The sequence below is a fragment of the Paenibacillus sp. FSL P2-0173 genome, assembly GCF_038008045.1.
Lineage (GTDB): Bacteria > Bacillota > Bacilli > Paenibacillales > Paenibacillaceae > Paenibacillus > Paenibacillus polymyxa_B.
Genome location: NZ_JBBOYK010000002.1, coordinates 262523 through 285253 on the forward strand (window position 1 = coordinate 262523; position 22731 = coordinate 285253).

At 45.6% G+C, this 22731-nt stretch carries 21 protein-coding genes; all 21 read right to left on the reverse strand.

The features are described from left to right. Positions 1-58: 58 nt before the first annotated feature. The 21 genes from truB to MKX30_RS11505 all read right to left on the reverse strand — a co-directional run bounded on the left by truB (position 59) and on the right by MKX30_RS11505 (position 22676). On the reverse strand, positions 59-994 hold the full coding sequence (gene truB / locus MKX30_RS11405) for a tRNA pseudouridine(55) synthase TruB (RefSeq protein ID WP_053325268.1): 936 nt from the start codon (positions 992-994) through the stop codon (positions 59-61). After that, complete coding sequence (locus MKX30_RS11410) at positions 991-1968, reverse strand: DHH family phosphoesterase (RefSeq protein WP_023988218.1); 978 nt, start codon at positions 1966-1968, stop codon at positions 991-993. Before MKX30_RS11410 ends, truB begins: the two co-directional genes overlap by 4 nt. Before the next feature lie 51 nt (positions 1969-2019). Next, positions 2020-2370 (reverse strand): 30S ribosome-binding factor RbfA, encoded by a 351-nt coding sequence (gene rbfA, locus MKX30_RS11415; RefSeq protein WP_010346342.1) that lies wholly within the window; start codon positions 2368-2370, stop codon positions 2020-2022. Positions 2371-2390: 20 nt separating this feature from the next. Next, positions 2391-4946, reverse strand: coding sequence for a translation initiation factor IF-2 (infB, locus tag MKX30_RS11420; RefSeq protein ID WP_028542714.1), 2556 nt, complete (start codon positions 4944-4946; stop codon positions 2391-2393). Continuing rightward, a complete protein-coding gene (locus tag MKX30_RS11425; protein ID WP_013309928.1) occupies positions 4939-5262 on the reverse strand; it encodes a L7Ae/L30e/S12e/Gadd45 family ribosomal protein in 324 nt (107 codons plus the stop codon). The genes infB and MKX30_RS11425 overlap by 8 nt, the downstream gene beginning before the upstream one ends. Then, positions 5255-5563 carry an RNase P modulator RnpM gene (rnpM, locus tag MKX30_RS11430; RefSeq protein WP_007430067.1) on the reverse strand — a complete coding sequence of 103 codons (309 nt, stop codon included), beginning with the start codon at positions 5561-5563 and terminating at the stop codon, positions 5255-5257. The genes MKX30_RS11425 and rnpM overlap by 8 nt, the downstream gene beginning before the upstream one ends. Before the next feature lie 23 nt (positions 5564-5586). Next, positions 5587-6684, reverse strand: a complete 1098-nt coding sequence (gene nusA, locus MKX30_RS11435; protein ID WP_013309927.1) for a transcription termination factor NusA — start codon at positions 6682-6684, stop codon at positions 5587-5589. Positions 6685-6784: 100 nt separating this feature from the next. After that, positions 6785-7246, reverse strand: a complete 462-nt coding sequence (gene rimP, locus MKX30_RS11440) for a ribosome maturation factor RimP (RefSeq protein ID WP_013309926.1) — start codon at positions 7244-7246, stop codon at positions 6785-6787. 312 nt (positions 7247-7558) lie between these two features. Then, positions 7559-11872 carry a PolC-type DNA polymerase III gene (locus MKX30_RS11445; RefSeq protein ID WP_339201895.1) on the reverse strand — a complete coding sequence of 1438 codons (4314 nt, stop codon included), beginning with the start codon at positions 11870-11872 and terminating at the stop codon, positions 7559-7561. 202 nt (positions 11873-12074) lie between these two features. Beyond that, positions 12075-13523: a proline--tRNA ligase gene (proS, locus tag MKX30_RS11450; RefSeq protein ID WP_013309924.1), complete on the reverse strand. Its 1449-nt coding sequence runs from the start codon at positions 13521-13523 to the stop codon at positions 12075-12077. A 51-nt stretch (positions 13524-13574) separates the two neighbouring features. Then, positions 13575-14846 (reverse strand): RIP metalloprotease RseP, encoded by a 1272-nt coding sequence (gene rseP / locus MKX30_RS11455; RefSeq protein WP_023988213.1) that lies wholly within the window; start codon positions 14844-14846, stop codon positions 13575-13577. Positions 14847-14953: 107 nt separating this feature from the next. After that, positions 14954-16093: a 1-deoxy-D-xylulose-5-phosphate reductoisomerase gene (locus tag MKX30_RS11460; RefSeq protein ID WP_023988212.1), complete on the reverse strand. Its 1140-nt coding sequence runs from the start codon at positions 16091-16093 to the stop codon at positions 14954-14956. 145 nt (positions 16094-16238) lie between these two features. Beyond that, positions 16239-17030, reverse strand: coding sequence for a phosphatidate cytidylyltransferase (locus tag MKX30_RS11465; protein ID WP_053325265.1), 792 nt, complete (start codon positions 17028-17030; stop codon positions 16239-16241). A gap of 17 nt (positions 17031-17047) precedes the next feature. Then, entirely contained in the window at positions 17048-17815 is a 768-nt protein-coding gene (locus MKX30_RS11470) for an isoprenyl transferase (RefSeq protein ID WP_023988210.1), read from the reverse strand. An 84-nt stretch (positions 17816-17899) separates the two neighbouring features. Beyond that, complete coding sequence (frr, locus tag MKX30_RS11475) at positions 17900-18454, reverse strand: ribosome recycling factor (RefSeq protein WP_023988209.1); 555 nt, start codon at positions 18452-18454, stop codon at positions 17900-17902. Then, the gene (gene pyrH / locus MKX30_RS11480; RefSeq protein ID WP_013309918.1) at positions 18454-19182 is read right to left on the reverse strand and encodes a UMP kinase; all 729 of its coding nucleotides are present in this window, start codon (positions 19180-19182) and stop codon (positions 18454-18456) included. The genes frr and pyrH overlap by 1 nt, the downstream gene beginning before the upstream one ends. Positions 19183-19303: 121 nt before the next feature. After that, positions 19304-19954 (reverse strand): translation elongation factor Ts, encoded by a 651-nt coding sequence (gene tsf / locus MKX30_RS11485; protein WP_013309917.1) that lies wholly within the window; start codon positions 19952-19954, stop codon positions 19304-19306. A 131-nt stretch (positions 19955-20085) separates the two neighbouring features. After that, positions 20086-20784: a 30S ribosomal protein S2 gene (gene rpsB / locus MKX30_RS11490; protein WP_013309916.1), complete on the reverse strand. Its 699-nt coding sequence runs from the start codon at positions 20782-20784 to the stop codon at positions 20086-20088. Between the two features lie 253 nt (positions 20785-21037). Next, positions 21038-21685 (reverse strand): endolytic transglycosylase MltG, encoded by a 648-nt coding sequence (locus tag MKX30_RS11495; protein ID WP_053325264.1) that lies wholly within the window; start codon positions 21683-21685, stop codon positions 21038-21040. Then, positions 21682-22314 carry a hypothetical protein gene (locus MKX30_RS11500; RefSeq protein ID WP_053325263.1) on the reverse strand — a complete coding sequence of 211 codons (633 nt, stop codon included), beginning with the start codon at positions 22312-22314 and terminating at the stop codon, positions 21682-21684. The genes MKX30_RS11495 and MKX30_RS11500 overlap by 4 nt, the downstream gene beginning before the upstream one ends. Before the next feature lie 41 nt (positions 22315-22355). After that, positions 22356-22676: a hypothetical protein gene (locus MKX30_RS11505; protein WP_023988206.1), complete on the reverse strand. Its 321-nt coding sequence runs from the start codon at positions 22674-22676 to the stop codon at positions 22356-22358. Positions 22677-22731: the final 55 nt, after the last annotated feature.

Sequence of the window (22731 nt, forward strand, 5' to 3'; positions counted from 1 at the left end):
TATTAATTCACCTGCATTTCACATCATTTGACTAACTTCGTCAAAATTATAGCACAATTCAAGGTAAAAAAACTTTAATGGGAGCGATCGCGTCTGATTCATCCCGACCATATATGCCTAAAAACGTTTTATCCTCTTTATACAAACGGAAGGGCTGGTTGTCCGTCACAGGTGGTGAAATCATATTCAGCGACAGACGTTGGCCTTGCAGAGCCGCAGTTACCTTGGCTTCAGCCACTATATGCTCAGGCATATAGTCAATCGCCTGATCCGTTGTAATAAGTCGCTCTCCAAGACTACCATCCGCTACGAAACGCTCTATCTCTTCGAAAGTCAGACAACGTTCCGCAGGAATTCCCGCAGACATGGTTCGCTCCAGCTTAACCATCGTTGAAGGATATCCTAATTCACGGCCAATATCAACACATAGTGTACGGATATAAGTACCTTTGGAGCATAAGGCACGAAAAGAAATATCCACATACGCCCCCGTCTCCGCGAATCCCGTCATTTCCAACTCGTAAATGCTCACTTCACGACTTTTGCGTTCCACGGTTTTGCCTTCTCGAGCCAGTTCATATAGACGTTTGCCATCCACTTTTAGCGCGGAGAACATTGGAGGCACTTGGGAAATCGTACCAACAAAACGTTTCAAAACCGCTTTGACTTCCACTTCCGTCACCTCTACTGGACGTTCACTCTCTTCCGTGATTTTCCCAGTTAGGTCTTCGGTATCCGTGGCAATTCCTAATCGCAGTGTAGCCCGATATTCCTTGGGCCGCTCTTGCATGTATTCCACCACACGGGTGGCACGTCCCAGACACAAGGGCAAAACACCGGTTACTTGCGGATCAAGCGTTCCAGTGTGTCCGATTCGCTTCATACCTAATAAACGGCGAGCCTTGGCCACCACATCATGAGAGGTAAATCCAGCAGGTTTATAGACAGGTAGAACGCCTTCCCAAGTTGCCTGTTCCTTCTTTATCGGGTTCATAGCTCAGACTTCACCCGCCCTACAACTGTCTCAATGATATCTCCCAGCTTACCCTCTAGACGGCAGCCAGCTGCACGTACATGTCCACCACCCCCAAATGATTGAGCCAGCGCAGCTACATCAACATTTCCTGCCGACCTCAAGCTGGCCTTGACCGCTTGATCATTAATAACCTTAAAGAAAATGCCTACCTCAACTCCACGAATATTTCTTGGATAATTCACAATGCCTTCCAAGTCCTCATTTACAGCGCCACATTCCGTCATGTCGTCAGGTGATACTACGACCCAAGCAACTTTTCCATCCTCCGACATCGTGAGCGTCTGCAATGCTTTTGTCAGCACCTTCATTTGTGGAAAAGTCATTTCCTCGAGCAATTTCTCGGATAAAGATGGACCATCTACACCGTAAGCAAGTAGCTGTGACACAGTAGACATCACTTTCGGTGAAGTGTTGGAGTAACGGAAACCTCCTGTATCCGTTAGCAACCCTGTATATAAAGCCGTAGCTATTTCGACATCCCAAGTTACTGCGAACTCTTTCAGTAGGTCAAAAAGAATTTCTGCTGTTGCCGCAGCATCCGATTTAATCACATTAACTGTACCATACGCATCATTCGTTGGATGATGATCAATATTCAGGATAATGGCATCTTCCGTAAAAAACTGCTCTGTCAAACCAACACGACGGTAATCCGCACAATCTACACAAATGATCCGGTTGTATTTCCGTTCTGGCGGTTGCTGGCTCATATCCATAATCTCATCGGCATGCCATAAAAAATCCATACGCTTGGGAATAGGTCCCTCATTTAGCATGGTAAATTTCTTCCCCAGACATGAGAGAAGCCAGCCCACCGTTACGGTGGAGCTGACTGCGTCTCCGTCCGGCTGTACATGCGATACGATCAGGTAATCATCATGCTCCAGAATAAATTCCTTCGCTTGTTGAAGCGCCTGTTCATAGGTATGCATTGCCTTCTCCTTTACATTCAGTTCATGGTTCCTTCAGACAAACTAAAAGTTTTATTTTTCATCCTTGTCGATATCACTCAGCAGTTTTTCAATTCGACTACCGTAAGCAATAGATTCGTCAATTTTGAAAATCAACTCAGGAATATGGCGCAGCCGTATCCGTTTGCCGAGTTCAGAACGAAGATAACCGTTCGCTTTGTCCAATGCCTTCAGGGAAGAATTTTTTTGTTCTTCATCCCCGAGCACGCTCAAGTATATTTTCGCTTGGGACAAATCATTTGTAAGATCGACACCCGTTACCGTGATAAAACCGATGCGGGGGTCTTTTAATTCAGTTTGTATGAGTTGGCTTAGCTCCTTCTTGATCTGCTCGCCAACCCGACCTGTACGTATTTTAGCCATGGATGCTCACCTCTCTGCCGTTAGCGCTCCACTGTTTCCATGACGAACGCTTCAATAATGTCGAGTTCCTTAACATCATTATAGCCATCAAGGGTAATACCACATTCGTAACCTTGGGCAACTTCTTTTGCGTCGTCCTTAAAGCGTTTCAGTGAGTCGATTTTACCTTCAAAAATGACGATACCATCACGAATCAGGCGTGCTTCTGCTGAACGGGTAATTTTACCAGATGTAACCATACAACCAGCGATCGTACCGACTTTAGTAACTTTGAATACGTTACGTACTTCAGCATGCCCAATCACATTTTCTTTATATTCAGGATCCAGCATGCCCTTCATGGCTTGCTCTATTTCTTCAATGACATTGTAAATGACACGGTGTAGACGAATATCCACTTTTTCAGCTTCCGCTGTAGATTTCGCCTGGTTATCCGGACGAACATTAAAACCAATGACAATAGCATTGGAAGCTGCTGCCAAAATAATATCGGATTCGGTGATTGCTCCTGCACCACTGTGAAGAATTTTAACGCGCACACCTTCGACTTCAATCTTGTTCAAGGAACCTTTCAACGCTTCGACGGAACCTTGTACGTCACCTTTAATAATGACGTTCAGATCCTTCATTTCGCCATCCTTGATGTGTTGGAACAGGTCATCCAGTGTTACACGGGTATTACTGCCCAGATCAGATTGGCGTTGCGTGATCGCACGTCTGTCAGCAATAGCACGAGCTTTGCGCTCATCCTCAAACACCATGAATGGATCGCCAGCAAGTGGAACTTCTGTCAAACCAGTAATTTCAACTGGAGTGGAAGGACCTGCTTCCTTAAGACGACGACCTTTATCGTTGACCATGGCACGCACACGTCCGAAGCAGTTACCCGCTACGAAAGCATCGCCGACTTTCAGTGTACCGTTCTGAACGAGGATACGGGCTACAGAACCGCGACCTTTATCCAGTTCTGCCTCGATGATGGTACCACGTGCCCGTTTGTTCGGGTTCGCTTTGTACTCATTCACTTCAGCTACGAGCAGAATCATCTCGAGCAGGTCTTCCAGACCCATTCTTTGTTTCGCGGAAACGTTGACGAAAATTGTATCGCCGCCCCACTCTTCAGGTACCAATTCATATTCAGTGAGTTCTTGCTTCACTTTATCCGGGTTGGCATCCGGTTTGTCGATCTTGTTCACAGCTACGATAATGGGCAGACCTGCCGCCTTCGCATGGTTAATAGCTTCGACCGTCTGTGGCATAACACCGTCGTCAGCTGCAACCACGATAATCGTCATATCTGTCACTTGGGCACCACGTGCACGCATAGCAGTAAAGGCTTCGTGACCCGGTGTATCCAGGAAAGTGATTTTTTTGCTGTTAATTTCAACTTGGTATGCACCAATATGCTGTGTAATACCGCCAGCTTCGCCACCGGTTACATTAGTCGAGCGAATGGCATCCAGCAAAGTTGTTTTACCATGATCGACGTGACCCATAATCGTTACAACCGGTGGACGTGTTTTGAGATCCGCAGGATCATCATTTTCTTCCACGGTTTCAAAACGATCTTCTTCGACAGGAATTTTCACTTCTACCTCGACACCAAAGTCTCCGGCAAGCAAGAGGATGGTATCCATATCCAGTTCCTGGTTGATGGTCGCCATTGTTCCGAGCACAATCAGCTTTTTGATGACTTCTGACGCATCCTTATGAAGAAGCTTGGCTGTTTCGCCTACGGTCATCTCACCACGCACAATAATTTTCTTAGGCGTGTTGTCGATTTTCTCGCGACGCTCCTGTTGTTGACCTTTACCACGATTGTTAAATTTCCCGCCACGATTGCTGCCGCCGCGATTATTGCCTCCACGACCACCGTTACCACCGCGTCCGCCGCCTTGACGGTTATCGTCAAAACGTCCTTGACCGGAACGGTTACCACCGTTGCTGGAGTTACTACCTGTACGGTTGCCACCACTACGGTTCGCATTGTTGCTACCTGTGGAGGATGATGTTCTTACAGCCGTACCACCCTGACTACTTCCCTGAGGGCGTGAGTTAGTGCTTTGGTTACCTTGAGGACGCGAACCTGTGTTACCGCCGGGACGCTGTTGTCCTCCCTGTTGTTGACCATTACTGCGGTTCTGTGTACTTTGCTGACCAGTGGGTCTGCTAGTACTTTGTTGACTGCGGTTTTGACCGCCCTGCTGACTGCTTTGCGCTTTTGGAGCGCTACTTCGGTTACTGTTTTGGTTGTTGTTTGTCCTATTCATACTTACCTGCTTTTCCTGTTGATTTTTGGTTTGCTCAGTTGAATGATTACTATTCTGGCTTGAACCGGCCTGATTCGAGCTTACTTGCGCCGTACCTGCCCCGCCTTGCTTGGCCGCAGCATTGGATTTAATATTCTTAAAAAAACTTTCCACTTTACCTACGGCATCATGTTCCATGACGCTCATATGGTTGTTCACGGGAATATCCAGCCGTTTAAGAATGGTGATAATTTCTTTGCTGCTCATGTTCAACGATTTGGCGTATTCGTATACCCGCACTTTGTCTTTGCTTTCTTGTTTACTCAATATACTCCACCTCCGACATTATCCCCGCATGTTTCTTGATCAATTTCGCGAATCCTTGATCCGTCACAGCCAGCACAACCCGTTCAGGTTTGCCGATACTGCTTCCCAAGCTTTCCCGGTCAAATCCTATCAATAAGGGGATTTTGTACGTCCCGCATTTGTCGCGGAATTTCTTTTGAGTATTCATTGAAGCATCTTTCGCAAGAATGACCAGCTTGGCTTCTGAAGACCTGATCGCTTTATAAACGATCTCATCACCTGTTAGCAGCTTGCCAGCTCTCATGGCAAGACCCAATCCAGACAGCGCCTTATTCATCCTGCACGCTGCCTTGTGCCGCCAGGAATTCTTCCTCGACGGCAGCAAAATCACGACTTAGCTGCTCATAAATATCAGGATGAACCGAGTGCTTCAATGCTCGATCCAGTGCCTTGCTCTTTTGAGCCAGCTTGAAGCAGGCGGCTTTGCCGCACAAGTAAGCGCCGCGTCCCGACTTTTTGCCAGTCAAGTCAATCAATACTTCGTCTTCAGGGGTTTTGACGACACGGATCAACTGCTTCTTTGGCATCATTTCATGACAGGCCACACATTTGCGCAAAGGTATCTTTCTCTGTTTCATGCATTAACCCCCCTACACTCCGCTTAATCTACAGAAACGGAATCCTGATGCATTTCATCGGTGGATGTTCTCGGTCTGCCGAGTTCTTCCTCCGCCTGTGTTTCACTCTTAATATCAATTTTCCAGCCCGTAAGCTTAGCAGCAAGGCGAGCATTTTGCCCTTTGATACCAATAGCAAGAGAAAGCTGATAATCAGGCACAATAACACGCGCCATTTTCTCTTCTTCAAACACTTGCACTTCGAGCACCTTGGATGGACTCAGCGCATTAGCCACGTATTCATCAACATTATCGGAATAACGTACAATGTCAATTTTTTCGCCACGCAGCTCATTTACAATGGTCTGTACACGTGTACCTCTAGGACCCACACAAGAGCCGACCGGATCAACCTCGGCGTTACGGGAATGAACCGCGATTTTAGAACGGAAGCCTGCTTCACGCGCTACGGAACGAATCTCTACAACACCATCAAAAATTTCAGGCACTTCGAGTTCGAACAAACGCTTAAGCAGACCCGGATGTGATCGGGACAGCATAATTTGCGGTCCTTTGGTTGTGTTTTCTACCTTGGTGATATAAGCCTTAATTCGATCCAGATGGCTAAATTTCTCGTTAGGCATCAATTCACCTAACGGGAGAACCGCTTCCACCTTACCAAGATCAATATAAATATTACGTGGGTCTTGGCGCTGTACAGTTCCTGTCACAATATCCTCTTCCTTGTCCACAAACTTGTTGTAGATCAGTCCCCGTTCCGCTTCGCGGATACGCTGGGTCACGACCTGCTTCGCAGTTTGTGCAGCAATCCGTCCAAAATCACGTGGTGTGACTTCAATTTCAGCGATATCTTCCAACTGAAAATGCGGGTTAATCTCACGGGCCGCAGGCAACGAAATCTCGGTGCGAGGATCCAATACCTCCTCAACGATCAGCTTGCGGGCATATACCTTAATGACTCCCGAGTTGCGGTTCATATCAACACGCACATTTTGTGCGGTGTTGAAATTCCGTTTGTAACTGGAAATCAAGGCTGCTTCAATGGCCTCAAACAGCACATCCTTGCTGATCCCCTTTTCTCTTTCCAACTCGTTCATTGCTTCAATAAAATCCATACTCATGGATTACTGCTCCCCCTTTCAAATGATGCACCTGCGTACTGGTCGGCACACGAGGCAAAAAACATGTAGTACATGTCAAACAGCAACAGTCAAATCTGAATTAAAATATGATCGCGAGCCTTGCACCAGCTACCTTGTCATAAGGTATAACATGCTTCTTTTGTCCGCTTTGAACGGTGAGTTCCCCATCTTCAAAAGAAAGCAAACGACCTTCGAATTCCTTCAGGCCGTTGATCGGCTCGTATGTAGTAACGAATACGTTTTTGCCTACCGCTTTAGTAACGTCCTCCGCTTTTTTCAGCGGTCTTTCGGCGCCTGGTGAAGACACTTCCAGAAAATATGCTGTAGAAACAGGGTCATTTTCATCCAACTTTTGACCCAGATATTCACTGATCATACTGCAGTCGTCCAGATCAATTCCTCCGTCTTTGTCTACAAAAACGCGAAGAAACCAATTGCTGCCCTCTTTGACATACTCGACATCGACCAGTTCAAAACCATGCTCATCGAGGTAAGGTTGGGCCATTTCTTCTACTACTGATTTGATCTTTGGTGTGCTCAAAGATTATAACCTCCAAAAGTGAACTTTCCTGTGGTGAAAAAAAGACGCCCTATTGCCATGGACAATGCTTCTCCATCACCGGCATTTTCATTTTCATTTGATGTAATGTTCATTTCGGGCTCACTGCAAATAAACCGGCGTACCGGTTTCGTGCCCAAAAATAACCTTTTCACGTTGTAACTGTATATCAAACAGTAAAGAGTGGGTTTCCCCACTCTTTTAGCAACGGTTTTATCTCCATGATTACCAAAAAAATTATAACATAACCATAGTTATGTGACAAGTGCCAGAGCTTGACTACTGTAGTTCGGATTAAAACAGAGACAGCTGATTACTCTCTGGCAGACCTCGAAAGCATCCCAACTGGGATAGCATTTCGACAATGGTTTTACTTGCCTTCGATTTTTGTTGAAAATCCTCGACAGACAAAAATTCACCCTGTTCACGGGAGGCTGCGATGTTACGTGCTGCATTGTCTCCAATTCCCTGAAGAGCTCCGAATGGCGGAATGAGTGAATCTCCATCGACCTTGAAGCGTGTAGCTTCGGAACGGTACAAATCAATGGATTTAAAACTAAACCCGCGAGCCGTCATTTCCAGAGCCATTTCTAGGATCGGAAGCATCCCTTTTTCTTTGGGCGGTGCCTGAAAGCCGAGCTGCTCGATTTCGACAATCTTCCGCGCGATTGCATCATATCCCTGACAGCACAGCTCAATATCAAAATCGGCTGCACGTACTGAAAAGTAAGTCGCATAATATTCAATCGGATGATACAGCTTAAAGTACGCTGTGCGCACTGCTGAAATAACATAGGCTGCAGCATGCGCCTTCGGAAACATGTACTGGATTTTCAGACAGGAATCAATGTACCACTGTGGCACCTTGCATTTTTTCATTTCCTCAATCCATTCGGCACTAAGCCCCTTACCTTTACGTACGCTCTCCGTAATTTTAAAGGCCAGACCTGCGTCCATCCCTGCCTTGTAAATCAGAAACAACATGATATCATCACGGCAACCAATTACAGTCTTGATGTTGCAGGTATTATTCTTAATCAGTTCCTGTGCGTTCCCCAGCCATACGCCCGTGCCGTGAGACAGTCCGGATATTTGCAGTAAATCAGCAAAAGAACTTGGCTGCGACTCTACTAGCATTTGGCGTACAAACTTCGTCCCCATCTCTGGTACACCATAGGTTGCTACAGGCGTGCGGATTTGCTGGGGTGTTACACCGAGCGCCTCCGTGGAGTTGAACATGCTCATCACCTTAGGATCATTCATTGGAATGGTCGTAGGATCGACACCGGTCAAATCCTGAAGCATCCTCATCATGGTCGGATCATCATGACCCAGAATATCGAGTTTGAGTAAATTCGCATCAAAAGCGTGATAATCAAAATGCGTTGTTTTCCATTCTGAGCTTGTATCATCGGCGGGATACTGTACCGGCGTAATATCCTCGACCTCAATATAATCGGGAACAACGACAATTCCGCCTGGATGTTGCCCGGTACTGCGTTTGACCCCTGTACAGCCCGAAGCCAGCCTGTTCAGCTCAGCCCCACGCCATTTTTTATGATGCGCCTCTTCATATTTCTTTGCAAAGCCAAAGGCTGTTTTCTCGGCAACTGTACCTATGGTTCCAGCACGAAATACACTTTTCTCACCAAACAATACTTTCGTATAGTTATGTGCGACAGGCTGATATTCGCCAGAGAAGTTCAAGTCAATATCGGGAACTTTATCTCCCTTAAACCCAAGAAACGTTTCAAACGGAATATCCTGTCCCTCACCCTTCAATTTGCCACCACAGTTCGGACAGTTTTTGTCTGGCAAGTCAAATCCGCTCGGCACACTACCGTCCAAAATCCATTCGCTATGTCTGCATTCAGGATTACCACAAATATAATGTGCAGGCAGTGGATTAACCTCGGAAATTCCGAGAAAGGTAGCGACCACAGAAGATCCAACAGACCCCCGTGAACCTACCAGATATCCATCCTTATTAGACTTTTTAACCAGACGCTCGGAAATGAGATAATTGGCAGAGAAACCGTATTTAATAATCGGCTCGAGTTCTTTTTCAAGGCGGGCTACAACCACCTCGGGCAATTCCTCACCATAGATGGATTTAGCCGTCTCGTAGCAAGTGTTGCGGATTTCCTCGTCCGCCCCATCCAGCAAAGGTGTAAACAGCTTGTCAGGGAACAGCTCCAGCTCCTCAAACCGATCCGCCAGCTCAATGGTATTCTTCACAACGACTTCATAGGCTTTCTCCTCGCCCAAAAACTCGAATTCTGCCAGCATTTCGTCTGTGGTGCGTAAATGCGCATCTGGCTTACGAATATCTTTTAGCGGGCTAAATCCCGTAATGCCGTGTATCGTAATATCACGGTACAGCTTATCGCGAGTTTCCAAATAGTGAACATTACCTGTGGCAATTACGGGCTTATCAAGTCGCCGACCAATTTCGCATACTTTGCGTATCGCCGTTTTCAGAGCATCAGGCCCACTTACCAATTGCTTTTCCACTAGATGCATATACATTGTCAAAGGCTGAATCTCCAACACATCATAAAACTGTGCAATTTCCTCGGCCTCTTCCTCGGACTTGTTCAATACAGCCTCGAAGAACTCTCCTTTTTCGCAGCCAGAAATAATAAGCAATCCGTCTCTCATTTCTGACAATTTTGATTTAGGAATACAAGGCACACGCTTGAAATATTCGGTATGAGACATCGAAACCAGCTTGTACAGATTTTTTTTACCAATCGGGTTGAGGGCATAAATACAGCAGTGAAAAGGACGAACGGTCGATAAATCCTTACCCACATAATCATTCAGACGATCGAGCATTTTTAAACCCTTAATTTGTTCCGCATCATTCAGCAAGCCATTCAGCACTTCAGTCAGTGCGACTGTATCGTCAATGGCCCGGTGATGGCTTTCGAGCGCCACTTTATATTTGGTCGTCAGCGTATTCAGACGGTGGTTTTTCATCGTTGGAAACAGTAAACGAGCCAGTTCGAGCGTATCCAGTACCGGATTGGTCATTTCAGGCAAGCCCATATTTCGAAGGGTGGCCTGGATAAAGCCGACATCAAATCGCGCATTATGGGCAACCAATACAGCATCGCCAGCAAAAGCTACAAACTCCTTCATAACAGGTTCTACATCCGGCGCATCCTTGACCATTTCATCGTTAATGTTGGTCAGTTGTTGGATATTGTAGGGTATACGCTCATGCGGATTGACAAAGGTAGCATAACGATCAACTTCTTTGCCATCATGCATTTTTACAGCCGCAATCTCAATAATTTTATTCTGTGTAACCGATAAACCGGTGGTTTCAATATCAAAAACGACATAAGTCGCTGTTTTCAAATTTAATGGTTGTGCCTGCATTACAACCTCAACGGCATCATTAACCACGTTAGCCTCAATACCGTAGATCATTTTAATTCCGTTTTTCTTTGCTGCTTTTGCTGCATCAGGATAGCATTGCACACCACCGTGATCGGTGACCGCAATCGCTTTGTGCCCCCATTTGGCGGCTGTTTTGACGTATTGATCAATCGAGGCGACAGCATCCATTGCACTCATCTTTGTGTGTAGATGGAACTCAACCCGTTTTTCCTCTGCCTTATCCTTACGTGTGGGTGGAGCCTGTACTTCAACTAGATCGGAAGGAATCATAACCAGCTCGGGAATTTGCATAAAACGATCATATTCAACTCGCCCCCGCACTTTGACCCATTTCCCGTTAGCCAACAAACTGAGGATCTTCAGATCTTCTTTAGTTTTAGCAAACATTTTCATTTGCAGGGAATCACTAAAGTCGGTCAAATAATACGTAAACAACGTACTGCCATTGCGCAATTCTTTACTATCCAAACCGAAGATTGTCCCCTGTAAGGTGACTTTCTTTTCTTCGTCCTGAATATCTTGCATCGGAACAGCCGGTTCTTTGATGTCATAACCAAATTGAAGCCGCACGTCTCCTTCTTCTTCGTCCAAAGGCGGCATTTCGGATTCCATACTTTCCATCATCTGCTGAATAACTTCGCGTTCTTCCTGCATCTTCTTCTCTTGGAATTGCTGTAATGCCTCCTGGTTACTTTCACCCACCTGGACTTTAATGCGCATAGAGAGCCCAAAATATTTATTGTAAAATTTGATGATAGCTTGATCTATCTGCTTTTTACGCGCCAGTTCCAATGACATACTGTCGCTCATCGTTAGCAATAATAGACCGTCTTCCCACTCATGCACAGCCCGATTCAACCAACCGTTAACAGAAGGAATCTCACGATGTACCCACTCTAGAAAAAGTTTCCAGTATTCACTAATGATATCACCCGGCTGAATCTCACTATACTGAAAACGGAACGTAATTTTTGCGATGTGACTCATTTTTTCCTGTACTTGAATACAGAACGTACGATACACCTGAGCGGGGACCAGTGTCTCCTTGGCAATAGTGATATTCCAATCCTTATTGGTACGGCTAATCTCCACTTGATCAATCCAACCGTCCAAAAAATAAGGTTCAACCACTCCCGTCGGCATCACAACCTGCTTCATCAGCAGTTCCAGCCGCTTTCTCTTTTCTTCAGCTCCGCCCATGGCTCTCCCCCCAATTTCAAATCTACCATTCTGAAAACATGAAAAGCTTCTGCGTCAAAAACATCTCCGACCGCAAAAGCTTTTCGTAACCCTCTTTAATCCTCCTCACAACGACATAGATCCTTCGGAACATTGTCCGGTAACAGCTACCCTGTCGGCGAAGAGAATGAAGTGAGTATAGTGGTATTGCCCTACTTCTATATTAGTACGCCCGTGCGAACACTACTGTATGCTTGGCAGGTTTGCCACAGCACAAACATGTGGACTTTTGCTCGGTTGTTTTAAACGGTATATTACGGCTTGTAGCACCTGTCACTTCTTTAACTTTGTCTTCACATTCTTCAGATCCGCACCAACCTGCCAAAGTAAAACCGCGTTTTTCCTCCATGAGAGTCTTCATTTCGTCCAACGTATCGACAGAATAGAAATTTTCTTCCATGAAATTTTTCGCACGATCAAACATCTCCTGCTGTACCTGTGCGAGCATCGCGTGTACTTCCTCAACCAGATTATCCTGCTGCACGATTTTTTTCTCACCGCTGATACGGGATACGAGCACACAGACGCCGTTTTCCATATCACGAGGCCCGATTTCCATACGAACCGGCACACCGCGCATTTCATATTCATTAAATTTCCAGCCTGGGCTTACATCACTGCGGTCGTCCATTTTAACACGCACTCCCGCTTGTTTCAACTCAGCAAATAGTTCATCTGCACGAGCGATAACGGCATCACGCTTCTTAGGTGGTCCAATTGGAACCATAATAACCTGCGTAGGCGCAACTTTAGGAGGCAATGCCAGACCACGGTCATCTCCATGGACCATAATCAGTGCGCCGATCAAACGTGTACTTGTTCCCCATGAAGTCGTATGCGCGAATTCCAGATTGTTTTCACGACTCAAATATTTAATATCAAATGCAACGGCAAAATTAGTCCCCATGTAGTGGGAAGTCCCAGCTTGTACCGCCCGTCCATCCTTCATCATCGCTTCTAGTGAAAATGTATCCTTCGCACCTGCAAACTTTTCAGAAGGTGTTTTCTGTCCAGTAATAACCGGAATAGCTAGAACTTCCTCAATAACCTCACGGTATACTTCCAGCATTTTCATCGTTTCTTCACGTGCTTCTTCTTCTGTTTCATGGGCCGTGTGACCTTCTTGCCACAAAAATTCACTTGTACGCAAGAAAGGCAACGTGCGTTTTTCCCAACGCACTACGTTAGCCCATTGGTTAATAAGCACCGGCAGATCACGATAGGATTGAATCCATTTGGAGTACATATGACCTATCATGGTTTCCGAAGTCGGACGTATTGCAAGACGCTCTTCCAGCTTTTCTCCACCAGCCTCGGTTACCCAAGGTAGTTCAGGATTAAACCCTTCGACATGCTCTTTTTCCTTTTGAAAAAAGCTTTCGGGAATGAACATTGGAAAATAGGCATTACGGTGGCCTGTTTCTCTGAAGCGCACGTCCATGGCTTCCTTGATATGCTCCCAAATTTCAAAACCATCGGGACGGAATACAATACATCCGCGAACAGGGGAATAATCCATCAGTTCTGCTTTTTTAATAACATCAATATACCATCGGGAAAAATCTTCGCTCTGCGGCGTAATTTCCTCGACAAACTGTTTATCATTCGACATAGAAATGCATGTCCTCCCATACAGACCGTTTTTATATAAGTCCGTCTCTAATTAACCATTAATTAAGCGTAAAATATCGTTATACGTGACCGCAATCATAAGCAGGAATAGCATAGCAAAACCAACGAAATGGACCATTCCTTCCCTGCTCGGATCAACGGGACGTCCTCTTACCGCCTCCACACCAAGGAAAACAAGTCTGCTTCCATCCAGCGCCGGAATAGGCAATAAATTAAATATCCCCAGATAAAGACTCATTATAGCAGTCCAATACGTCAACTGCTCAATCCCCTGCTTGGCAATTTGCCCCGTCACTTCAAAAGTACGTACCGGGCCTCCCAGGTCGTTGATAGAAAAACGTTGAATGAGCTGGCTAAATCCTTGGAAAATAATATCGGTCGTTCTGACCATGGATTGTCCGGCAAATTTGAACGTTTCACCCACACCTGCTTGGCGTTTTGGAAGTTCAGGCACAATGCCCACCTTGCCACCCTTTTGTCCTTCCATTGCACGAGGTGTAATAGTAAGATCAAAGGTCTTATTATCACGGCGAACCGTCCACTTCATCGGCTTGTCTTGAGAATCCGCAATCAGTTTGATCATGTTTTCAACATTTGCACCAATGGCTATTCCATTCACCGATTCGATGATATCTCCCTTATGCAAATCAGCTTCAGCAGCGGGCATACCTGCTGTAATTTCACTAATTTGGACATAGGTCGGGTTGTCCACTTGTATGCCGACCATCTGAATATGAAGACCAAACAGAATAAAGGCAAGTATAAAATTCATCAGTGGTCCAGCAAAAATAGCCATCGCACGCTGTCCTACTGTTTTACTCCCATACTGCCGATCCTTTGGTGCAATCTGAATGGATTGTCCTTTGGTTACCATCATCGCTTGCGGGTGTACTGTGTATTGCTGATCTTCGCCATCTACATCCAATTTTAAAGTTAACGACTGTTCCAGATCAATATCCAACACTTCGCCGCGTACCACATTCTTGCGATTATCCAGTTGATCTAGATAGATGGTTTTAACGACGTCATCCGTTACGCGTACAGCAATCGTTTGTCCGGTCTCAATTTCATTGATCTCCGGATCCTCTCCCGCCATGCGGGCAAAGCCACCAAACGGCAACAAACGCAGCGTAAATCGCGTCTCGTTTCTTTTATAAGAAAACAGTTTCGGACCGAAACCGATCGCAAACTCCCGTACCAGAATCCCGGCGCGCTTGGCAAAATAATAATGCCCCCATTCATGCACCGTCACTATGACGAAAAACATGAGCACCGTCATCAACACTATTTGAATCGTTTCCAATCGTTTCCGTTCCCCTTTCAATGAGATCGAGTTTGTCTTCCTAGATTATCATTATTCTCCAATCCCGCACAAGAGAATCACATTTCGTTTCTTAACCCAGCATTAGCCTACAACCCCGCAGCTATGCTACGAGTCTCTCCGTCACAGGCTTCAATCGCAGAAAGATCAGGATTAGCCACATTGACATGCCGCTCCAGCACACGTTCAATAATAGCTTCAATATGCAGAAAAGAAATTTCTCCACGCAGGAAACGGGCAACAGCAATCTCATTAGCTGCATTAAAGGCGGTCGGTGCTGTACCACCCATTTTACCACATTCGAAGGCAAGCCTTAAACAAGGAAAACGATTATAATCCATTTCCTTAAAATGGAGTCTACCCACTTCAGCCAGTGACAACGGCTTCGCCGGGGACTTCATACGCTCAGGGTAAGTCAACGCATATTGAATGGGTACTCTCATGTCCGGATTCCCAAGTTGAGCAACAATGCTTGTATCCTGAAACTCAACATAGGAATGAATAATGCTTTCCGGATGAAGCAACACATGAATCTGCTCATAATCAAGTCCGAATAGCCAATGCGCCTCAATGACTTCCAGCCCCTTGTTTACCATCGTTGCTGAATCAATCGTAATTTTGGCCCCCATTGACCAATTGGGATGCTTGAGTGCATCTTCCACTGTAACTTCAAGTAACTGTTCTCTTGTCAAATCTCGAAAAGAACCCCCTGATGCTGTGAGGGTAATATGTGCCACATCTTTCATACGCTCACCATTCAAGCATTGGAAAATAGCTGAATGCTCACTGTCAATCGGCAGCAACGGCACTCCTTTCGCCCGAGCCCGCGCTGTGACCAGATGACCAGCAGTAACCAGTGTTTCCTTATTGGCCAAACCGATCTGTTTTCCAGCCTCAATCGCGGCCAGCGTGGAGTGCAATCCGACACTGCCCATTACAGCCGTCACAACCATATCCGCCTCTGTGTTCGCAGCAAGCTCAACGAGTCCTTCATTTCCCCAATACAGTTCCATTCCAGAAGGCAGTAAAGGACGAATTTCATCCGCCAACTGCCGAGTACCCACAGACACTTTTTTGGGTTTATAGAGATGCGCCTGCTCAGCAAGTAACTTTATATTAGAACCACCTGCTAAAGCCTCAACAGTAAACTGATCCGGGTGCATGGACACTACATCCAGCGTTTGAGTTCCAATAGATCCGGTTGAACCAAGTACCGTAATTCTTTTCATGATGCACCTTCCTATCCTGAAAATCACTTTTAGCCAGGAGCTCATTGTTTGTTATTCAGGCAGCTATGCTACTGGTTCCATCCTTTTAGTAGCGCAGAGTGACAGCATAGAGATTAAGCCTGAGCATAAACTGTAATCAACAGACTCATGGAAGCAGCATCAGCATATGTACAAATGGAAAAACGACAATCCAGCTGTCGCAGCGGTCTAGTATACCACCGTGCCCTGGCAGCAGATTACCGGAATCTTTAATGCCGTACACTCGTTTGTATGCAGATTGTACCAAATCGCCCAGTTGTCCCACAACTGCACATGACAAACCGATGCCGATGGCTTTGCCCCATGGCAGCAGTCCACCTGACAATCCAGCGAATACTAGAGCTATAACCAACGCTAAAACAATGCCGCCAATGGATCCTTCGACCGTTTTGTTTGGACTAATCGCAGGCCATAGTTTTGTCTTCCCTGCCATTTTGCCTACAAAATATGCCCCTGCATCACTTGCCCAAATACAAGCCAACAATAAAAAAGTCCATAACAGTCCATGTTCCATATGACGTGATTCCGCTATATACGAAAATCCAAACCCTATATAAACGGTACCAAGGAATAGTATAGCTACCGTTTGAATCGGGATTTTATTTTTCGTTCCTACCGTGATGATCATAAAAGCTATCATTACCAGCCAAAGCATACTGGCAATGGGTAAGGGTGAGTGCAAACCAAAAGGTTCATATGGAAATACAAAAGCAAATATGCTTACGTATCCAAGTATTGCTGTACCTCCAAAAGGAGATACCTGCGTCATTCGTGCGAACTCATAAAATCCGATTAGGGCCATCGCCAATATAAGCAAATGGTAGGCCAAGCCGCCCCACAGGACCATCGCCAAAAAGAATATGCCTGCCAGAATACCGGTAATTAATCTCTGTCTCAACGGCTTTCATCCTCCATTTACTTCAGTCCGCCATACCGCCGTGTTCTTTGCTGATATTCGATCACTGCTTCGTATAAGTGTTCTTTCTTAAACTCAGGCCAATAAATATCAGTAAACCACAACTCACTGTAGGCAAGCTGCCAGAGCATAAAATTACTAAGTCTAAGCTCACCGCTTGTTCGAATCAGCAAATCAGGGTCTGGCATACCACTAGAAAGCAACGTATTACCGATCAGCTCAGATGTTATATCTTCTGTTTTAAGCTTCCCATCCGCAATTTGACGGCCCAATGTTTGCATGCATTCTGTGATTTCCAACCGACTTCCATAATTCAATGCAAAATTAAGAACAAGTCCGGTATTATTTTCAGTTCGTCGAGTCGCTTCAGTCAGCGCCTCAACGGTATGGGAAGGTAAATGTTCCTTGTTTCCCATCATACGCACCTGCACATTTTTTTCAATCAGCTCATCCAGCTCAATAGCCAGAAATTCCTGCGGTAAGCGCATTAGAAAATCAACTTCGTCCTTTGGACGCGTCCAATTTTCAGTTGAAAATGCAAACAAAGTCAAATACTTAATACCCAGTTCATCCGCCGCAATTGCTGTGCGTTTCACTGCCTTCATTCCATTTTGGTGCCCTACAATCCGCGGCATTCCAATCCGTTTGGCCCATCTGCCGTTCCCATCCATGATGACAGCAACATGCTGCGGAATATTGTCTTTTGAAATGGCCGGTGTTTGCTGTTTTTGTTCCCCGTTCCACCAAGACCGAACCCGTTTGATCATTCCAGTTCCTCCAGCATTCTCTGAAAATGTGCCTCAGGCTTGAAAAGAGACAAACCCCACCGTAAGGGAGGGGCTGCCAATCTTTTAAACTTCCATAATTTCTTTTTCTTTTGCAGCTAAAACTTTATCCACTTCAGCAATAAATTTATCAGTTGTTTTCTGGATATCTTCCTGATATTTACGAGATTCGTCCTCGGAAATATCACTTTTCTCCATTTTTTTGATGTCATCATTTGCATCACGACGAATGTTACGAATAGCGACCTTCGCTTCTTCACCGTTCTTTTTCGTCAACTTCACCAAGTCAGTTCTGCGCTCCTCCGTCAAAGCAGGAATGCTCAGACGAATGGTGTTGCCATCATTCGAAGGTGTCAAACCTAAATCGGATTTTTGTATAGCGCGCTCGATATCGGCCAAGGAAGATTTGTCCCAAGGCTGAATCATCAAGGTCCGGCTGTCAGGTGTATTGACATTCGCCAGCTGGTTGACTGGAGTCATTGCACCATAATACTCTACCTGCACACGGTCCAGTAAAGCTGGTGTCGCCCGTCCTGCACGCAAAGATGCAAGATCACGTTGCAATGCTTGGATTGCTTTTTGCATGCGCTCCTCAGCACTCTTTTTCACAGATTGTGGCATTAATTTACACTCCCTTTGACGATCGTACCAATTTTCTCACCCAGCACGACACGTTTAATGTTACCTTGCTCTGTAATAGCAAAGACAATCAACGGAATATTGTTATCCATGCACAACGAGGAAGCAGTAGAATCCATGACACCGAGATTTTTGTTGAGCACATCCAAATACGTAAGCTGCTCATATTTCTCAGCTGTGCTATCTTTAAACGGATCAGCAGAATATACGCCATCCACTTTATTTTTAGCCATCAGAATCACTTCCGCTTCAATCTCAGCGGCACGCAGTGCAGCTGTAGTATCAGTCGAGAAGAACGGATTACCTGTACCTGCTGCAAAAATTACAACCCGACCTTTTTCCAAATGACGGATAGCTCTACGGCGGATGTATGGTTCTGCAATCTGTTGCATCGCAATGGATGTTTGTACACGCGTAGGTACTTCAATCTGTTCCAAAGCATCCTGTAAGGCCAGTGAGTTCATCACTGTTGCCAGCATACCCATGTAATCTGCCGTGGCCCGGTCAATTCCGTTGGCACTTCCAGCAATACCACGCCAGATGTTACCGCCACCACACACGATAGCAACTTCTACTCCCAGTTCCACCACATCTTTGACTTGTTCAGCAATGGACGCAATCGTATCCGCATCAATACCGTAACCGTTAGGGCCTGACAGCGATTCACCACTAACTTTCAGGACAACACGCTTAAACACAGGTTTTTCCAAATGATCACCCTCCAATATCATTTATACTTTATGTAACAGGATAGGTGTCCTGTTGCAAGAAAAGGAACACTGATGTGTTCCATTTCCGTTTTTTTCATATGCAATTACCGTTCGTTGGTAATTATTGTTTCACTTGAGACATAACTTCTTCGTAGAAGTTGTCTTCTTTTTTCTCCAGACCTTCACCCAGTTCAAAACGAACAAAGCGACGCAGGGAGATGTTTTCGCCAATTGTACTGATTTTTTCGTTGATAAGCGTGGAGATTGTTTTGTCCGGATCTTTGATGAAAGATTGCTCCAGCAAACAGAACTCTTCATAGAACTTACCAATGCGGCCTTCAACCATTTTCTCAACGATTTTCTCTGGTTTACCTTCGTTCAGAGCTTGTGCTTTCAGGATTTCTTTTTCTTTTTCGATTTCTTCCTGTGGCACTTCTTCACGACGAACATAACGAGGGTTCGATGCAGCGATATGCATTGCAATGTCGCGTACAAAATCTCTGAACTGGTCTGTTTTAGCTACGAAGTCTGTTTCGCAGTTTACTTCTACCAGTACGCCGATACGGCCGCCAGCATGAATGTAGGATTCAACAACACCTTCAGTAGCAATACGACCTGCTTTGTTGGCTGCAGCTGCAAGTCCTTTTTCGCGCAGAACTTCAACCGCTTTTGTCAAATCACCGTTTGCTTCTTCAAGCGCTTTTTTACAATCCAGCATTCCTGCGCCTGTTTTTTCACGAAGCTCTTTTACTGCGCTAGCATTAACTGCCATATTATTTCCCTCCAAATTTGATTTTCAGTGGTATACCGTGCTTTATTCCTTAAAAAAAGGGTAGTGAGAGGTTATACACCTGCCAACCACCCTTTTCATTTAATTCATATAGGTATTTCCTAATGGAAATATTATGCTGTAGTTTCTTCGCCTTGGTTTGCTTCCATAACTGCATCAGCCATTTTACCTGTCAGCAATTTAACAGCGCGGATTGCGTCGTCATTACCTGGGATAACATAGTCGATTTCGTCTGGATCGCAGTTTGTATCAACGATACCAACGATTGGGATACCCAATTTGCGAGCTTCAGCAACCGCGATACGTTCTTTACGTGGATCAATGATGAACAGAGCACTTGGAAGGCCCTTCATGTTTTTGATACCGCCCAAGAATTTTTCAAGACGATCTTTTTCTTTGCGAAGAATGATAACTTCTTTTTTAGGAAGAACTGCGAATGTACCGTCTTCTTCCCAAGCTTCCAGTTGTTTCAAACGGTCAATACGTTTTTGAATCGTTTGGAAGTTAGTCAGCGTACCACCCAACCAACGTTGGTTAATGTAGAATTGACCAGCGCGTGCTGCTTCTTCTTTAACGGAATCTTGTGCTTGTTTCTTCGTGCCTACGAACAGAATTGTACCATTCTCAGCTGCAATGCTTTTTACGAAGTTGTAAGCTTCCTCAACCTTTTTCACTGTCTTTTGCAAGTCAATGATGTAAATACCGTTTCTTTCAGTGAAGATATAACGATCCATTTTCGGGTTCCAGCGACGTGTTTGGTGACCAAAGTGAACCCCAGCTTCCAAAAGCTGTTTCATGGAGATTACTGCCATCTTCACGCACCTCCTAAGTTTGGTTTTTTGTGTGTCCTCCGCCGACATCATTTTTCATAAAGACTTTCCATTAGAAAGCACCCTTTATAAAATTAACCGACGTGCGTTTTTAACACCGTCAATTAATATACCATAACACTTGCATCGTTGCAACCAACTTTTCGACAATAGTTGGAACAACGCAAAATGTGACGTTTTACGCCTCTCATCGAACTTGTCAGCAAGAATAAAAGCCGCCCACTTCCCAGTCTGGTCAGTTGGACGGCTTTTTCGTAATTTTAGTAATGATAGAACTGAAATCCTCACCCTTAGCAAACTGATAGGTACCAGTACGAATTTTGGTATTGATTTTTTGAGCCTTAGCTGCTGCCTCAAATGCACTAGCATCAGATACGACCCCTGCCCGTTGCAATCCTGATGCCACACTTCTCAAATTGCTTCCCGATGCAATGCTATACTGCACTTGTGGGGTGGCAGGCTGCTTGGGGATATTGGGAGTCGGTGTAGTGCCGGATCTTTGAGTTTGCGGCTTATTCGGACTTTGTGGAACCGATGTGCTAGTCGAAGGTTTAGACGCAGTCGAGGATGTGCTGTTTGCAGGTGCCTTTGGTGTTGCCGGCGTTTGAGCTGGTTTAGCCTTTTGGGGTGCAACCGGATTTTTGTTGCCTTCCTTAATCACCTTATTACGCCATTCCTCTTCTGTCATCTTCGGATCAGAACTGTCATTAATCTGAAGATTTAATTCGGCTGCTGCCTTTTCTAACTGCTCTCGCGTCATGTTTTTCGGGTCTATTGAAGATTGCTGCGATTGTCCCTGACCGATCATTGCCAGTTGCAACAGCAATGCCCCCGTTATCAGACCAGTACCCATGCCTAGCATAAATGAACGGTTTTTGATCACGTTACATCCTCCCGCTCCGCGAGTTGCAATATGAGCTGTACTTCACCCCGTTGAATGCCTGATTGCTTGGCTATATAGTCCACTGACTTGCCTTGCTCATGCAGCGCAAACAACTCTTGATAACGATCACGGATGGAATCTGCTTCCTGCTCAGTTTCAGGGTCTTGTAATACCGTCTGCTCCTCCATAGTTATGAGGGGAGCTTCTGAACCAGAGTAGCCTTCCTGCACAGACATTCCAGGTTGCGGACTTTGAAATTGACCATATGCAACCGCTGCCTGATGAGAAGTAGCTGTATGTTGTATTTCCTTAGATACAGGCTCGGTTTGCATAGAGACAGTAGCAAACATAGCCTGGTGCTCAAGCTCCACGATACGGCTCCGAAGCTCAGCTACTTGCTCCTGTAATGCCGCCTGTTTAACTGTATGCTCCTGCTTCATACCCGAAACGAGCTCAATCAACTCGTCATTATCGTTTTCAATATCGGCCATATATTGCTCCAATGTGGCCTCGACCTTTTGGACGACGGCCTCTTCTGTTCCCCGGCTTGGCTGACGCTTAGGCAGAAGCCAGGCGTAGACAACAGCTGCGGCGCCCAGCAGAACAATATAAATCCATGGTTGATCCACTGCCCATCGTCTCCTTTAATAACGCTTCTCCACCTGTCGGATCAGAGCGAAAAATCAATATGGTGTCCCTTGAACGGATGCTCTGCCGGATGCTCCTTAGGTAGCTCAGACTCATCTGAGCGAGAGCGGCTCTGCTGGGAAGAATCTCTGCTCTGCCCTCCCGTTTGCCGCTCACCGACAAATGTTTCCGCAGACTGGTCTACGGCACTGCTTCGCTGACGCATGTTTTCTGTCTCCAACGCGGCCTTTTGTCCAAGCAATGCTTGATCATTCATCGGCCGCTGCTGGGACTCACTTTGGTATTTTCCTGCTTCGCTGGTGCGAGGTACGGCAATTTGCAATTCAACAGCCTTCAAGCTCATTGGACCACACCCTTTCCGATTGGGCATCCGTTCTGTCTTCCAAGGAATACAATGT